The organism is Pedobacter sp. WC2423, from assembly GCF_040822065.1.
Taxonomy (GTDB): domain Bacteria; phylum Bacteroidota; class Bacteroidia; order Sphingobacteriales; family Sphingobacteriaceae; genus Pedobacter.
Genome location: NZ_CP162005.1, coordinates 5,881,450 through 5,897,830, shown reverse-complemented (window position 1 = coordinate 5,897,830; position 16,381 = coordinate 5,881,450). Strand labels below are relative to the sequence as shown.

11 protein-coding genes are annotated in these 16,381 nt (G+C 40.0%); 2 read left to right on the top strand and 9 right to left on the bottom strand.

All coding sequences use genetic code 11. The annotated features are described in order from the left end of the window. Window positions 1-45: 45 nt before the first annotated feature. Complete coding sequence (locus AB3G38_RS24845; RefSeq protein ID WP_367866379.1) at window positions 46-708, bottom strand: START domain-containing protein; 663 nt, start codon at window positions 706-708, stop codon at window positions 46-48. 246 nt (window positions 709-954) lie between these two features. Here AB3G38_RS24845 and AB3G38_RS24840 point away from each other — a divergent pair, with 246 nt between their 5' ends. Next, window positions 955-1,737 carry a murein L,D-transpeptidase catalytic domain family protein gene (locus AB3G38_RS24840; protein WP_367866378.1) on the top strand — a complete coding sequence of 261 codons (783 nt, stop codon included), beginning with the start codon at window positions 955-957 and terminating at the stop codon, window positions 1,735-1,737. A 117-nt stretch (window positions 1,738-1,854) separates the two neighbouring features. Next, complete coding sequence (locus AB3G38_RS24835) at window positions 1,855-2,514, top strand: phosphatase PAP2 family protein (protein WP_367866377.1); 660 nt, start codon at window positions 1,855-1,857, stop codon at window positions 2,512-2,514. On the opposite strand, the gene AB3G38_RS24830 is transcribed toward AB3G38_RS24835, so the two are convergent. The 8 genes from AB3G38_RS24830 to AB3G38_RS24795 form a co-directional block, all read right to left on the bottom strand. Further along, the gene (locus AB3G38_RS24830) at window positions 2,483-6,157 is read right to left on the bottom strand and encodes an AAA family ATPase (protein WP_367866376.1); all 3,675 of its coding nucleotides are present in this window, start codon (window positions 6,155-6,157) and stop codon (window positions 2,483-2,485) included. The two genes, AB3G38_RS24835 and AB3G38_RS24830, sit on opposite strands and share 32 nt — an antisense overlap. Then, on the bottom strand, window positions 6,154-7,380 hold the full coding sequence (locus tag AB3G38_RS24825; protein WP_367866375.1) for an exonuclease SbcCD subunit D C-terminal domain-containing protein: 1,227 nt from the start codon (window positions 7,378-7,380) through the stop codon (window positions 6,154-6,156). The genes AB3G38_RS24830 and AB3G38_RS24825 overlap by 4 nt, the downstream gene beginning before the upstream one ends. A 61-nt stretch (window positions 7,381-7,441) precedes the next feature. Then, window positions 7,442-7,870: a hypothetical protein gene (locus AB3G38_RS24820; protein WP_367866374.1), complete on the bottom strand. Its 429-nt coding sequence runs from the start codon at window positions 7,868-7,870 to the stop codon at window positions 7,442-7,444. A 224-nt stretch (window positions 7,871-8,094) separates the two neighbouring features. After that, entirely contained in the window at window positions 8,095-9,507 is a 1,413-nt protein-coding gene (locus AB3G38_RS24815; protein ID WP_367866373.1) for a TolC family protein, read from the bottom strand. Further along, window positions 9,494-12,688: an efflux RND transporter permease subunit gene (locus AB3G38_RS24810; RefSeq protein WP_367866372.1), complete on the bottom strand. Its 3,195-nt coding sequence runs from the start codon at window positions 12,686-12,688 to the stop codon at window positions 9,494-9,496. The genes AB3G38_RS24815 and AB3G38_RS24810 overlap by 14 nt, the downstream gene beginning before the upstream one ends. A gap of 11 nt (window positions 12,689-12,699) precedes the next feature. Next, entirely contained in the window at window positions 12,700-13,833 is a 1,134-nt protein-coding gene (locus AB3G38_RS24805; protein WP_367866371.1) for an efflux RND transporter periplasmic adaptor subunit, read from the bottom strand. A 213-nt stretch (window positions 13,834-14,046) separates the two neighbouring features. After that, window positions 14,047-14,646: a TetR/AcrR family transcriptional regulator gene (locus AB3G38_RS24800; protein ID WP_367866370.1), complete on the bottom strand. Its 600-nt coding sequence runs from the start codon at window positions 14,644-14,646 to the stop codon at window positions 14,047-14,049. Window positions 14,647-15,793: 1,147 nt separating this feature from the next. Continuing rightward, complete coding sequence (locus tag AB3G38_RS24795; protein WP_367866369.1) at window positions 15,794-16,276, bottom strand: DUF6702 family protein; 483 nt, start codon at window positions 16,274-16,276, stop codon at window positions 15,794-15,796. Window positions 16,277-16,381 lie beyond the last annotated feature (105 nt).

Sequence of the window (16,381 nt, the reverse complement as noted above, 5' to 3'; positions counted from 1 at the left end):
TCCAAATATGACTAAATGTTTTACAGCCGCGATAATATATTTTCTTTAATCACTAATTAGCTTAAATCTGGCCTTTTTGTAAGTTTCCTTTTGCACGTGTGCTTTCAGGTTTCTAAAGGTTTCCAGCGGTCCTTTGGTAGCAAAAAGATTGATTAACCAGGCCGGTATATTTCCCATAGGATCAACTTCCAATACATATTCCGCTCTGACCAGATTTTTACTCACTGGAGTAATCGTCCATTTTCCAACCGAATGGCTGATTCTGACTATATCCTTCTTTTCCGCGACATATCCTGGAATACAGGGGGAATTTACCGTGATTACTTTAGTCTGAGGATCTTGTTCTGCTTGAATATGGACTACATAATCACGGTCTTCTGCTGGCCATGGGACATCAACAAGAGAGTAATAGATCAGATCCAGTGGAGAAACTTGTTTAATCAGCACATTTTCTTTGCTATGGTAAACCCATTCACCACAAGTTTGTATATCCATAATCGCAGCCAGCAGTTGTGAAGAAGCAGCGGGAATATTGGTGACTACTTTTATAGCTTTGATTTTAGAATTTTCAATCGGTCGGGTATAAACCTGGATACCTTCCTTATTTACAGATAAAGTCCATTTTTCCTGGGCTGAGGCCAGATTCTGACCTGTAAAAAATAAGATAAAAGAAAAAATCAAGAGAGGAGAACAGGTGAACTTTGACATAAAAAGCTGCCGCATAAAAAGATATTTTAACAAGGCAGTAAAAATACATAAATCGTATTTACAGGACTATTTTTATATATTTATATCAGTCATCATGAAGTAATTATACTACAATTTTGCTCTAACCGTTTAGATTTCAGTACATTTGTTTAATTAAACTCTAAAAAACCTCTCCAAAACCAGAAGCATCTGAAGAAAAAGACTACCTAATTAATCGTATCAAACATAGCACTTAAACCCCATTCTATGAGAAAATACCTTTTAGGCGGAGCAGGAATAACATTTAGCATACTTGCCCTGACCATTCTAATTAGCTGGATACCTTGTTCAAACCGGAATTTACCGGACAAAGTTGTTACACAAGACTCTCTTTACAATCTGCATGTGACCAAAATCTACAATGCAGCACATCTGGAACAAACAGGCCTTAGTCATCAGGTTTTTGAAAAAGCACTGACAGGATTTTACAACCTTAAGAATGTTGGTAAGGTTTCCAGTGAAAAATCTATTTTAACCATTGCAGATTTTGATCAGAACAGCACAAAAAAGCGGCTCTGGATTATAGATCTTTCTATAGACTCCCTTCTTTTAAATACCTGGGTAGCACATGGTCAGCGCAGCGGTGATGATTTAGCCACCCGTTTTTCTGATGCCTCTGATTCTTATGAAAGCAGTCTTGGATTTTATGTGACCGCCGAAGTTTATAACGGTAAACATGGACGTTCACTGCGTTTGGATGGTATGGATGAAGGTTATAATTCCAATGCCAGAAAACGTTCTATTGTGGTTCATGGTGCACCTTATGTAAGCCAGGGAACAATTAATGAATTAGGCAGACTAGGCCGCAGCCAGGGTTGCCCGGCAGTGCCAGCAGAGCTGTCCGATAAAGTAATCAACACGATTGAAGGCAAGACGGTTATTTTTATCAATGGAACACATCAATCCTATTTTTCAAAGTATCTTGATGTACATCTTGCAGCAAATATCGTTGTACCCATGCAAGATAGCAGTTTAATTGCCCGTATATAATTTCAATAACAGGATCTGACCAGAGGCATGGTGCTCAATTATTTTTATTGATCATCATGCCTTAATATTGTCATTACATTGTCATAGTACTTTTGAGCATTCAGGAATTACCACCATATGCTCAAATCAATCAGACGCTGCCCCGTGTTTTTCATCTTTCTGGTTTTACTGTTTATTACAGCGATCAGTTTTTGCATAGCAACTTCTAAATTAGAAAGTTTTACCAGCCTTAATTTATATCATCCGGCCTGGCTTGATCATTTCTTTTCTTATTATACATTGATGGGCGACGGTCTTATCTGTATGCTCACCGTTTTACTCTTATTTTTCTTTAAAAAGAAGAAAGCAGCATTAACCCTTTTTATAGCTTATTTAACTTCCGGCGTGATTGTTCAGCTCTTAAAAAGAAGCATCAACCAGCCCAGACCTTCTCTTTACTTTGATCAGATTTCCTTTCATTATCACCATTTCGTAACTGGAACAGAGCCGCTGCGTTCAGGATCTTTTCCTTCCGGACATACCGCTTCGGCATTCGCCATGGCAACAGTACTGGTACTGTGCCTGAAAAAGAAGAAAATCAGTCTGCTTTGTTTACTGACTGCAGCACTGGTGGGCTATTCCAGGATATACCTCGGTCAGCATTTTTTGCAGGATGTAATTGCCGGCGGAATTACCGGTTGTATATTTGCCCTGCTCAGCTATTTCCTGATTCAACAGGCCAAACCTTTTAAATTTGCAAAGTCTTTCAAGAAACCTCTATTAGTTCACCATAGCTAAACAAGGCTATTTTGCTTGATCCTCCCGGTTGTCTGCTCAATTGTATCTGTGTACCTATCCGCTCCTTCAAAGTTTCCACATGTGAGATAATACCAATACTCTTACCGTTCGCCTGCAAATTCTCCAATGCTGTAATCGCAACATCCAGCGTTTCTGCGTCAAGTGTACCAAACCCTTCATCAATAAACAACGAATTGATTTGTACTTTACGACTTGCCAGATCTGATAAACCTAAAGCCAGCGAAAGGCTGACCAGGAAACTCTCTCCACCAGAAAGCGTAGACATGGGCCTAATCACATCTGCCTGATAGCCATCAATGATCTGTAAATCCAGATCCTTTTCAGGACTTTTCAGAATACTGTACCGATCACTTAACCGCAGCAAATGGCGGTTTGCCAATTCTGTTAACCGTGCTAAAGTAAGCCCCTGTGCAAAGCGGCTAAACTTTTTACCATCAGCAGATCCAATCAAAGCAGCCAGTTTCTGGAAACGATCTGACTGTTTCTGCTGCTCAGCAATTTGCTCAGCAACCTCACTATGCTTCAATTTCAGCAGATCATCTTCGGCAAGCTGATGTCTCAATCTGACCATCTGCTCTACTAAAGTTCTCAATTGCTGACTATATTCTTCCAGCTGAGGACTGATGAGCTCAACAGTTTCTTCCGTTAAAGCTTTTTGTTTTTCAATTTCCAGATCCTTTTCAGCAGCCAGCAAAAGGCTTTTGCCCGATGCAATTTTCTGTAAAGCTTCTTTCTGCAATTCATCAGCAGCCTTTGCTTCCTCCTCAGGTAAATATAACTCCTTTAACGCTGTTAAGCTCTGTAATCCCTCGCTGGTAAGCTTACCCATCAGCTTTTCTAAATGGGTATTAAACAATTCTTTAGTTGACAAATAAGAAACATGAAGTGTTGCCTTCCGGTCTTCAATAATGCGCACCTTTGCCTGCTTCTCTTGTAATGCACGCTGAAAATTCTCGGCTTCTTCCCTGGATTTCTTTAAAGCATTGACCAATTGCATTTTTTCCTGCGCAGGATCTTTTGAGCCAAAAAGTTCAATACGGTCTTCCTGCATTTGCTGATAAAGCTTTTCTTCTTCCTTCAATTGTCCGGTCAGCAGCTCTATCTGATCCTTTTTCTCATTCCATACCAAAAGGCTATTTTTAAGTTCCGTTTCCTGCTGCCGAAGATCAGGCTGCAACTGATTGAGTTCTTTTTCAAAAGTTTGATAACGCTCAAACCTTTGCTTCATTTCTGCGCTGATTTCCTCAGCACGTTCTGCCTCAAAAAGAATCCCGAATGGCTTTGTCAATTGAGCAGCATTAGCCACAACCACTTTAATTTCCTGCTCAGTTGCTGCCAGCTCCTGACCGGTTAAATCCAGTTGTTTTTCAGCAAAACTAATCGTTAAGCCTGCTTGCTCAACCTTATTTCGCTCCAGATTTAAAGCCTCTTTTTGTGCAGTAACCTGTAGCTCCAATGTACTGATTTGCAGCTGTGCATGCTTTACTGCTTTTAGCTGAATCTCCAAAGCCTGCTGTTGTAATCTCTTTCTGTTGATCACTGCCACAATAATCCCTGGTTTACTCAGGTCTAAAGGCTTGGGTAACTTCTCATTATTTGCATTAAACTCCAAAAGGCTTTGTGCGATAGCTTCCTGTAAAACCAACAGAGATTTCTCACTGGTCTGTACCTGATGATCTAATGTATTCAGCCCGATCAGCTGTTGATTTAAATTCTTTTTCAGCAAATCAACTTTCTCCAGCTGCTGATTACGCCTGGCTGCAGATTCGGTTAATTTACTGGTATATTTCCCTTCCACAAATGGATGATGCACAGAGCCGCAAAGCGGACAGGGTTTTTCTGACTCCAACTGCAAACGATCTGCATCATATTTCTGAACTTTCACTTCCAGCTCATAAATTTGCTGCAAATAGTCCAGTTGAGTTACCGCTTCTGCATTCTCCAATTCCAATGCAGCTACCGTCTGTGCTGCTGAAATCTTTTGCTTCTGGTAGGTAGCTAAAACAGCGGTCAAGGCGGTTTGTTCTGCCAAAACCTTATGGTATTGACCAGCCAGGCGCAATTGCTGTTCGGAAGTCTGAATCAGTAAAGGTAGTACACTAAAATCCGCCTCCAGTTCTTCTGCAGATTTCCCTGCCAAAGCGGTCTGTAAATCCTGAGTGAAGCGCGCAATTGCTGTCTGAAGCTCAACCAGTTTCAGTTCCAGTAAGGAGCTGTTCTTTTGAGCGCCAGCAACAATGAGCTTCTCTTTTTCAGCCTGTGTTTTATAATCCAGCAAATATTTCTGCTTACCGGTGACACTCATTTCTAAACTCTTCAGTTGCTGTACCAACTGGCTGAATACGATCACTTCTTTATCCAGTTCACGCTCTTTGACATTACTTTGCAGCCACTGTGAGTGTATATCAATCCGCTGCTGCAGTGCTTTTAACTGCTGATCCATCTGCAACCGGGCGGTGGTAATGGTCTGGAGGTTCGTCTGCGCAGCCTCAAAAGATTTCTTTGTTTTATCCAGCTCACTTTTAGCCTGTTCAATCAACAGATCTTTCTTAGCCACTGCTTCAAAAACCGGTTCCGATTCTGTAATAGTTTGCTCTGTTAACTCAATTTTCTGCTTCGCCTGTTGCAAAGCAATCTTCATCACAGATTCCTCTTTAACCAAATCCGGATGCGCTGCTTCTGCCTGCTGTAAATCATGTTTAATTTTAAGCTGCTGACTCTCTATAGTAGCTAATTCCGCTAATGCAGGGCGATGTACCAATGCCGATAAGTGCTTTTGAAGCCGAAAGAACCTGTCCTCATGTGCAGTATAGAAAAGCTCATCCGCAGCTAAACTTTCGAGCAATTCAGCTTTACGGGCTTCTAGTTTCCCCAGCGTGTTCAGCCAGTCAATTTTGGCTCTTAGTAAACCTTCTTGTGCTTTCAGTTCACTTTCCTGAGTAGAAAGTGCCAATAAATTATCCTGATAAATCGTCCTTTCTTCAGCAGCGAGTAAAACCACATGATCCAGCTGCCCTCTTAACTGATCCAGCCTCGCGCGTTCCTCTTTTGCTTTTTCGTAAGCATCCATAGAAATCTGCGAATAAATACCTGTATCGGTTATCCTTTCCAGCAGCTCACTTCTTTCATTCTCATCTGCTTTTAAAAAGCGTGTAAAATCGCCCTGTGATAAAATCACTGACCGTAAAAACTGGTTATAATCCAGGCCACATAGCTCTACAATCTTATCTCTGACATCCTGCAAAGGATGCTCAATAATGATGGTACCGCTAACCGCCTCGGCCAGTTCCATCTTTTGTGTTTGCAATTGGCCTTCCGCTTTACCGCGGCTGCGCCTGATTGACCATTTGGCCCTGTATAATCTATCTTTAACCTCAAACTCAACCTCTGCAAAGGATTCCCCCGTATGCCGGGTCATAATCTCAAATACATCCCTGGTATGGCGGTGAACCCTTCCATATAAAGCAACTGTAATTGCATCAAGTATGGTTGTTTTCCCGGCACCAGTAGGCCCGGTAATTGCAAAGATCCCGCTTTCTGTAAAAGGAGGCTGATCAAAACGAATCTCATGCTGCCCTTTAAGGGAATTAAGATTTAAAAATCTGATACTTATAATTTTCATCCTTTATTCTCCTTTTGCGCCATATATTCCAAAACTTCTTTAAAAGTAAGCAGCAGTTCTGCATGATTCTCTTCCGGATATTCTGCCTCACAGCGCTTTAAAAACACCGTCTTCGGATCAAGATCTGTCAATGCCATTGCCTCATGTGTTTGTTCATCCAGATTCCGGACCGCTCTTGTTCTGAGCTGACGGGGAAATAACCGTTCTATAAAAGGCTTATTAACGATCAGCGTATTTAACTGCTCTTCCAGATCGAAAATGAAAGTTTCTGTTTCTACCTGAACCTCTACCCATGCCGGATATAATGTTCCAGGATCTTCCAGCAAAACTAATTTAGTCTTCACTTTCTCAAAGTCCCCTTTAATCCTGATCAGTTTCCGGTAACCAGGTACTTCAACTTCTACCAGGCTCATCAGCTCTCCTGCTTCAAATTCAAGAACAATAACCTGTTTTCTATCATCAGTTTCAGAAAAACTCAATGGAATTGGCGAACCTGAATACCGGATATGATTCATTTGATTGATGACCTGCGGGCGATGGATATGTCCCAATGCCACATAATCAAACTCTGCCGGGAACTGATCTCCTCCAACCTGCCCGAGGTTACCTACATGGATCTCTTTTTCACTATCCGAAGTACTCGACCCCGCAGCAAAAAGATGTCCTGTAGCAATGACCGGAATGTGATTAGCCTTATATTCTCCTATATATTCTTTGAAACGATGATAGTGATCACAAATTCCCTGTTTGATCCTGGCTTCTCTTTCTTCAGCAGTTTCGCCCGAAACAGAAAGTCTGATATCGCGGTCACGCAGAAAAGGAACGGCACAAACTACCAGTTCCAGTTCACCAGAAGGGCTGTGTATTTCAATAATCTGATCTGTAAATTCTTCAGGGACACCGCCAATAATATGTACATTAAAGTACTTCAGCAGTGTAGATGGGGCATTTAGTGTACTGATAGAATCATGATTGCCCCCAATAATGATGACTTCCCGGCAATTCGTATCCTTAACCCGTCTCAAAAAACCATAATACTGTTCAAAGGCTGTATTAGAGGGACTTCCGGTGTCAAAAACATCACCAGCAACGATTAAAACATCTATATTTTCGGTTTGTAAAGTCAGTATCAGCCAGTCCAGAAAAGCCTGATGCTCATCCGTACGTTCACTTTGTTCCAGTCTTTTTCCCAGGTGCCAGTCGGCCGTATGAAGAATTCTCATTGCCTGCTAAATTAAACAATTGCCCAGACAATTGTTTAATTTAGGCAAAGCCTCTGTTCCATTAGTTTTGTGTATTCACTCCATTACCCGGTACAGCAGAAATCAAACTATCTACCACAAACACACTTACCCCTCTCCACGGCAATGGACTGATATATTCTTTATAATGCACTTCAATATTTGAACCTGCATTTTTATTCAGCTGTTCAGCAACCTTTGGGTCTGTTACCGAAAACATAAACTCATTAGAAGCTATATTACCCGGAGCCTGAGAACGTATTCCGGTCTGAATGAGACGTCCTTCATTTGTCTTGAACATATAGCCTTTTTTCACGAAGTAATTCAGCTGACCAGCCTTTACACCTTCACCAAAAACAAAGAAATATCTATAATAGCCAAAACCGGCCAGAAATAAAACAACAATCAGTATTAATATAGTCCAGAATTTACTTCTTGACTTTTTTTGCGGAGGAGTATTTGTATTTTCCATAGAAGATGTTTTCTATGTCGGTAATCAACAACTGTTCCATAATCATTTTTTGATGTTCCAACCCTCTCCTAATCAATTGAACGCGGATAATGCCTTCAAAACATGTCCTGAAAACCAATACAACATTCAATTAATCAGGATAATTTCTCTAACCATAAACCGCTATAAAATAAAAAAGGGATACACTACCAAAGTAATGTATCCCTTTTGAAATTTTTCAGAGTTTACTTCCAACCCCCGCCTAAAGCTCTGTACAATTCAACTACCGCATTCAACTGTGCAGTTTTTACAGTCGCTAAATCCAGCTCACTCTGTAACGCATTACTCTGTGCATTAATCACTTCTAAATAATTCGCCATGCCGCTTTTAAACAACATATTCGCATTACTCAAACTATTCTGCACAGTTCTGACTCTTTTATCAGCAATCACATACTGTTCTTTCAATTTCTCAATTTTAACCAGTTCATCAGAAACCTCACCAACCGCAGTCAAAACCGAAGATCTGAACTGGATCACTGATTTCTCACGGTCAACTAAAGCAACCTCATACTGAGTCCTTAACTGTTTACGTTGAAAAATCGGCTGCGTAATCCCACCAGCAACCACACCAAACAATGAGCCTGGAATATTAAACCAGTTACTCGCTTTAAACGAATTCAAACCACCATTTGCAGTAATCACTAATGAAGGATATAAACTTGCTTTCGCAATCCCAACCTTCGCATTCGCTTTCACTAACTCCAGCTCTGCACTTTTCACATCAGGTCTTAAACTTAACATGCGGGAAGGAATACCACTACTTACCTGATCTTGAACATTGATCGAATTTAAAGTTCCTATTCTTGCAATAGTTTTAGGGAAAGCACCCGTTAAAATACTTAAAGCATTCTCTTCCAAAGCGATTCTTTGCTCCAGTTGAGGAACCAGGCCAGCAGCAACCAACTGTTGCGCCTCAGCTTGCTGAATGGCCAATGAAGTCACCTGACCCGCATCAAACTGTAACCTGATAATATTTAACGTACTGTCATTTAAAGACAAGTTTTTCTTAGCGATTTCCAGCTGAGTATCCAGCATGATCAATCTGTAAAAACTCTGTGCAATATTTGATACTAATCTGGTTTGAACAGCTTTTTTAACCTCAGCAGACTGCATAAAAGCCGCACCTGCTGCGTTTCTCTGATTCGCAATTTTGCGCCAGATGTCTGCCTCCCAGCTTAATCCACCAGTTACACTATAATCCTCAATATGTTTAGACTGAGAAAACTGGCCAATCTGCAGACCATTCAAACTATTGTCTGAAGGACGGCTTGAACTTGCCGCTACTTTCAGATTCAATTCTGGTAAATTACCCAATTTCGACTGACTAAATAACAAAGCAGCAGCTTCCATATTTTTCAGTGCAATCTGCATATCGTAATTATTCACGATTGCAGTATCAATCAGATTCCTGATCGTTTGTTCCTTAAAAAAATCTTTATAAGGCAGTGCTGCAATACTCGCCGTATCAGCTGAAACACTACCCCTGAATTTTTCAGGAGCAGCATTTACTGGTAAGGGAATATCTTTAGATACTTTACAAGCACCCAGCACGAGTACAAGTAAAAGAGCAGTATATATACTTTTATACGATTTCATATTCATTAATATTAATAGGTTCTTCATGTTCTACTACAGCAGTATCCTGAGGTTTACCGGTAACTTTTTCCTGTAAAAACTGGAAGATCACGAACAGGACAGGAATGATGAACAATCCAAGGATAACCCCTGTGATCATCCCGCCAGCAGCACCAATACTAATCGAGTGGTTACCTAAAGCAGAAGGACCACTTGCACGCATCATCGGGATCAATCCAACCACAAAAGCAAGTGAAGTCATGATAATCGGACGAAGCCTTAACTTAGCAGCTTCTAAAGCTGAAGAAACTAAAGTGTTACCCGCTCTTCTTCGCTGAACTGCAAACTCCACAATCAGAATCGCATTCTTCGCAAGCAATCCAATCAGCATGACCAGTGCCACCTGCACATAGATGTTATTTTCAATTCCGGTTAAACCGATGGCAACAAACACGCCGAATATACCAGTAGGAATAGATAAAATAACAGCTAATGGCAGGATGTAACTTTCATATTGCGCAGATAAAAGGAAATACACAAACACTAAACACAATCCAAAGATGATTACAGACTGCCCGCCAGAAGTAATCTCTTCCTTAGTTAAACCAGTAAACTCATAAGAGAATCCCGAAGGTAACTGCTTTGCAGCCACTTCTTCTACCGCCCTGATCGCATCACCAGAACTATAACCTGGTTTAGCCATTGCATTCACACCAATAGAGTTAAACAAGTTGTAACGGGACACTGTTTCCGGGCCATAAACTCTTTGCAATTTCACCAAAGTATTGATCGGCACATTTTCACCAGCCTTGTTTTTCACAAATACATTATCCATCGAAGAAGGATCTGCACGGTCAGCAACATCTGCCTGAACCATTACCCTGTAGTACTTTCCAAACCTGTTAAAATCTGAAGCCTGCGCACTACCAAAATAGGCCTGCATTGTCGTTAAAACATCTCTCACAGAAACGCCTAACTGTTCAGCTTTAGCTTCGTCCAGTTGAAGTTCTAACTGCGGATAATCCGCTCTGAAACTAGTAAAAGCTACTGCAATCTCAGGGCGTTTCATCAGTTCACCGATAAAGTTGTAGGCTACACCACTGAATTTACCAATGTTACCTCCTGTTTTATCTTGTAAAACCATATCCAAACCGTCAACGTTACTGAAACCAGGAACTGTAGGGAAAGTAAACACGAAGAAATTTGCACCTTTAACACCTGCAAGTTTACCTCTGATGATGTTCATAATCGCATTGATATCTTTGACCTCTCCACGTTCTGCTGTCGGTTTCAATAACACGAACATTGCACCAGCAGATGGACTGTTTGACTGCGTAAGCAAGTTAAAACCACCCAGCACGTTAAACAGTTTGGTGAAAGCCAATGGTCTTAATAAGACCTCTGTTTCTTTCAATACCTGTGTACTTCTTTCCAGTGAGGCACCAGCTGGCAATGACATCGAAACCGCGATGAAGCCCTGATCTTCCGAAGGAATAAATCCTGTTGGTGTTCTTTTCACCATCCATACGGTCGCAAGGATAACGATTAATAAACCAGCTAAACCTACCCATTTAGTACGGATCAGGAATTTCAGGCTACCTACATATCTGTTAGTTAAAGATTCAAAACTAGTATTGAAACCTTTAAAGAAACGTTGTTTAAAACTAGTTGGAGCAGCAGCAGCACCATGATCCGCTGTATGTGTTTCTTTTAAGAACAAAGCACATAATGCAGGACTCAATGTTAATGCGTTCACAGCCGAAATTACAATCGCAATGGCCAGTGTAAAAGCAAACTGCCTGTAGAACACTCCGGTAGAGCCTTCCATAAAACCAACTGGTAAGAACACCGCACTCATGACAAGAGTAATTGAAATAATTGCTCCTGTAATCTCATGCATTGCAGCTGCTGTTGCCGGTTTTGGACCCATTTTTTTATGCTCCATTTTCGCATGGACAGCCTCGACCACCACAATCGCATCATCGACCACAATACCAATGGCCAGTACCAGTGCAAATAAGGTTAACAAATTAATCGAGAAACCAAAAAGCTTCATGAAAAAGAAAGTACCTAAAATCGCTACCGGAACAGCAATCGCTGGAATTAAGGTAGAACGGAAATCCTGTAAGAAGATAAATACAACAATAAATACAAGGATAAATGCTTCAATCAAAGTATGGATTACCTGGTCAATAGATTGATCCAGAGAAGTTTTAGTACTGTAAACCACATCATAAGAAACGCCTTTAGGAAATTCCTTTTCAGCTTTTTTCATGAATTTTGTGATCGCTATCTGAATCTCATTTGCATTTGATCCACTCAACTGCTGAACTGCAATATTCAGACCTGCTTTACCATTTACACGGGTTAAATTCGAATAGGTATAAGAGCCTAACTCTACTCTTGCTACATCTTTAAGACGTAAAAATGAACCATCAGCATTAGAACGGATAATCATGTTCTGATACTCTTCTGGTTTGGTTAATTTACCTTTATATTTCAGTACATATTCAAAAGCATTCTTACTGCTCTCCCCGAATTTACCCGGAGCAGCTTCTAAATTTTTATCTTTAATAACCGCCATCACTTCATTTGGCGTTAGATTATAAGTTGCCATTTGTGCAGGATTTAACCATACACGCATCGAATAATCCCTGCTTCCGCCAAATATATTTGCCTGACCTACCCCCTGAATCCTTTTTAACTCAGGAATTAAGTTGATCTGCGCATAGTTGGCTAAAAACGTCTGATCATAGCTTTTCTCATTATCGGTGTGTAAATCTACCACCATGATTAAGCTGTTTTGTTGTTTTGCAGTGGTTACCCCTGCCTGTACAACCTCAGCTGGCAGCTGACTCGTAGCTTGTGCTACACGATTTTGTACGTTTACCGCTGCCTGATCCGGATCAGTACCCAGTTTAAAGTAAACTGAGATGACCAGTGAACCATCATTACTCGCTGTTGAGCTCATGTAGCTCATGTTTTCAACCCCATTGATTGATTCTTCCAGAGAAGGCGCTACAGAACGTAATACAGTTTCGGCATTTGCTCCTGGATAAAGTGCAGTTACCTGTACGGCAGGAGGTGCAATATCCGGAAATTGCTGTAAAGGCAATTTAGTGAGTCCCAATACCCCCAGAATCACCAATAATATGGAAATAACAGTGGCTAAGACAGGTCTGTCTATGAATTTCTTAAACATGATATGTTAAATTATCTTAATGCAGTTTTAATAGGTTCTTCTTTTAGTTTTTCAGGTTTGATAACTTCACCTTCTTTTAATTTATCAATACCATCAAAAACAATTTTGTCTCCTGCTTTTACACCTTCTTTAACCAGGTAATTGATCCCTGTAGTTCCAAGAATTGTAATCGGAGTTTTGCTCACTTTATTTCCAGCATCAACCGTATACACGAACATTTTGTCCTGAACTTCTATGGTAGATGATTGTGGAACAAGAATCGCATCCGGGTGATTAATGCTCAGTCTTAATTTACCAGTATTACCAGATCTTAACAGTCCCTGTGTATTTGGAAAAGTAGCTCTTAAAGCAATGGAACCTGTTTGTTTATCAAACTGGCCATCAACCATGTCTATTTTACCTTCTTGTGCATAAACTGTACGGTCTGCTAAAACTAAAGCAACACCTGGTAGTTTTTTAAGTCTGTCGGCAATTGTTTTACCAGGATAAGTTGCATTGAAATTGATAAAGTCATCCTCTCCTAAAGAGAAGTAAACATGAACTTCGTGTGCATCTGAAAGCTGAGTAAGCGGAACTGCATCTGTAGTACCGACTAAACTTCCTTGCTTTCTAGGTAACCGGCCTACATAACCTGTTACAGGTGCTTTAATCAAAGTATAACCCAGGTTGATATTTGCTGTAGCTACACCTGCTCTTGCCTGCTCTACGCTGGCCTGTGCAGATTGAAGGGTAGCTTTAGCGCTTTTAAGCTGGAAATCAGATACCACTTTGTTTGCGACCAAAGGGGTAAGTTTATCTACTTCAAGCTGTGCATTGGTTACTGCTGCCTGCGCTGCATGTAATAAAGCTTTAGCGTTGTTTACTGCTTCTTTGAATGGAAGTTCATTAATTTTAAAAAGTGGTTGTCCTTTTTGAACAAGAGCGCCTTCGTTCACATAGATCTTATCTAATGAACCCGATACCTGTGGGCGTATTTCCAAATCAACGGCTCCCTGAATGGAAGCTGGATATTCGGTAAAAGTGGTTTCTGAACTATTGTGTAACGCAATAACCGGAAGGGATTGTATTACAGGAGCAGCTACCTGAACTTTATCGCTGGAACAGCCAATGAATAAAACGGCGAGAAGTAAAATTGAAATTTTCATAACGTTAATCTGTTGTTTAACTTGTTGTGTGTTAGAGGTAAAATGTATTATTTATTAATATTAGGATAATGCTTTTTTAACGTAAATAGGTTATTTAACACTGTTAAGTTATGAGGCAAAAAAAACGAAATAGTCCGGACAGATTTCCTCCTTAGCGGTGAGCTAATTACGTATAGATAATCTAACAGTGTTAAGTACTCCATAAAAAAAATTTTAATCGTTAATTGTTTGTATAATTCCGTGAATTGCATCTTTTAGAATATGCTGATTCATTTCATCGTTAGTGCCTCTTCTAACCAGGTTAATAGAAATCAATCCGTGGATAACAGACCAGAAAGTATAATACTTTCTGCAAACCCTATCCTCACAGAAAGTTTCAGCATTCATGATTTCTACAATGGTATCTGTAATGAGTTTACGGGAAGCTTCTGCCTCTGGTAATGCTTTTTGCTGCTCACAACACATCATGTCTACGCCAAACATAACCTGATATAAATGGGTATGCTCAAATGCGAAATCCCAATAAGCCAGCCACATTGCTGCCAGTTGTTCTTTCGGATTGTCGTATTTTGCTTTCGCGTTTTTCAGGTCAATTAACAGAAATAAATTTCCTTTTCTCGTTAATTCCAGCAGAATACCTTCTTTATTGGCAAAATATTCATAAATAATCGGCGCAGTGTATTCAATTTTATCTGCGATTTTGCGCATACTTAAGGCTTGCCAACCGTCTTCTTTGACGATTTCTAAGGCAGCATCAAGTATATTAGCTCTTGTTTCTTCCTTAACCCTTTGAATTCTTTCTTTACTACCCATGGTAATCTTGCTACTGTGTAAATAATCTAACAGTGTTAAACAAATGTATAACTAGTTTTAAAAATCTATATCAGAATATTGTCACAACTCTGAAAAGGCGAGTAATTGGCCATTAAACAAGGATTTAAAATAATGACAACTGATGTTTGAGTAAGTATTGTGACATATTTCACGAACTATACTGCTTGTGTTCTCTTGCAGTTTGATACGGGTATCGCGCGCTGAAAGCTTTCAATTTGCCTGGGAATGACTCAGGGGGAAACAAGGCCGGGCTGTTCGTAAATAATTCAAAATAGCTAAATCATAAAGCTATATCAGCCGGGTACTGCCTGAGTACTGCCTGAGTACTCGTTAGGGTAAGAGCAGTGCTAAAGTAACGCGAGAGCATGGCAACTCTAAGTCAAAACAACTAGTTGAAATGACTTAGACCTGGCATGCTTACAGCCCGTTTACAACCTGGTGTCACCCCGACCACCACTCAGGCACAACTCAATCATAACCGGATGAAGATTAATGAAATTATAATTTTCCCTTTGACTAACCCACGGACAAAGCGGACAATTGCAGACAGCTGCGGACAATTACGGACATTTTTTACGTATCAGGATAATCTTTAACGCTAATGGCTTACATTGGTGAAAAGATATTTATTATGGGAAGTTTAACGGGTAAATTTTCAAAGGGAGTCCAGGACGATTTCATTTTTAAAGCAGCAGTTTGGCGTACAGGTTGTTTCAAAAGTTCTGTACCGGGCAAAAGGGAACAAACAATGGAAACCGAAAGACATCAGAGAGGTTTCGTTAAAGCAGCAAGCACTGTATCTCGAAAACGGAAAGGCTTTACCTTAAATAATTTTCATTACGATGAAACAAATCGAAGGATGACTCTGGTGCAGTATTTAATATAGGCTGAGCAGTAAGGGAAGCCGACGCAAATGATTATCAATTAAAAAAAATGTTAAGTAATTCAGCCAAATAAATAGTAAAATATTTCCAGGGATACACAATCAGAATTATATTAAAACTTACCACATCAATAACACAGGCTGAAGCTTACCAGGTTCAGTTCATTCACCGCGGATACTGCGTAATTAGCAATTTCAACTTTTGAAACCGCACCGGTAAAGCACATTGATAGTATGAAGATGTTATAACAAAGAGGCAACCTTTTTATCCGGAAAAGTCAGTTTAAAACTGTGCCTGTTGCCTTTAAAGGTTAAATGAAAGATATTCGTCTGATCATCAAAAAGATCATATAACACGGTACTGGTGGTTTCCAGCTTAACTATATTCTTAACTTTTGCCGATTCCAGATAAACCACAATGGCTTCATTGTCTTTCTCAAAACCAATATAATTCAGGGGCAATACTTTTCCATTCGCTGCCAATTGTAAATGAGCTGTGATGTATTTACTCACCAGCTGATCCATTTCTTTATGCTTCGCCTCCAGAGACAGATCTGCTTTAACTTTATATTTTTTGCTGAGGATATCTTCAAAATCATCCGTAAATATCCGGCAGCTCACTTCCATCGTACTCTCTTTCAGGTTATAATTTAATTCTGTAGAGCTCAGGTGTAAAGGATGTTTAAGACTATTCCCGGCATTGGCAGTTGCCAGTGGTTTAAACATACCGGTAGTAATTACGTAACAAATTAATAGAGAATGGTGAAGGAAAGATAACATGAGGCTAATATAATTTTTGCTTTACAAAAAAACGGTTTAAATTTAGACTTC

Excerpts from the sequence above, each read along its gene's own strand:
- AB3G38_RS24805 (WP_367866371.1), bottom strand. The coding sequence starts at position 13,833 with ATGAAAATTTCAATTTTACTTCTCGCCGTTTTATTCATTGGCTGTTCC.
- AB3G38_RS24830 (WP_367866376.1), bottom strand. The coding sequence starts at position 6,157 with ATGAAAATTATAAGTATCAGATTTTTAAATCTTAATTCCCTTAAAGGG.
- AB3G38_RS24815 (WP_367866373.1), bottom strand. The coding sequence starts at position 9,507 with ATGAAATCGTATAAAAGTATATATACTGCTCTTTTACTTGTACTCGTG.
- AB3G38_RS24840 (WP_367866378.1), top strand. The coding sequence starts at position 955 with ATGAGAAAATACCTTTTAGGCGGAGCAGGAATAACATTTAGCATACTT.
- AB3G38_RS24795 (WP_367866369.1), bottom strand. The coding sequence starts at position 16,276 with ATGTTTAAACCACTGGCAACTGCCAATGCCGGGAATAGTCTTAAACAT.
- AB3G38_RS24820 (WP_367866374.1), bottom strand. The coding sequence starts at position 7,870 with ATGGAAAATACAAATACTCCTCCGCAAAAAAAGTCAAGAAGTAAATTC.
- AB3G38_RS24800 (WP_367866370.1), bottom strand. The coding sequence starts at position 14,646 with ATGGGTAGTAAAGAAAGAATTCAAAGGGTTAAGGAAGAAACAAGAGCT.
- AB3G38_RS24835 (WP_367866377.1), top strand. The coding sequence starts at position 1,855 with ATGCTCAAATCAATCAGACGCTGCCCCGTGTTTTTCATCTTTCTGGTT.
- AB3G38_RS24810 (WP_367866372.1), bottom strand. The coding sequence starts at position 12,688 with ATGTTTAAGAAATTCATAGACAGACCTGTCTTAGCCACTGTTATTTCC.
- AB3G38_RS24845 (WP_367866379.1), bottom strand. The coding sequence starts at position 708 with ATGTCAAAGTTCACCTGTTCTCCTCTCTTGATTTTTTCTTTTATCTTA.
- AB3G38_RS24825 (WP_367866375.1), bottom strand. The coding sequence starts at position 7,380 with ATGAGAATTCTTCATACGGCCGACTGGCACCTGGGAAAAAGACTGGAA.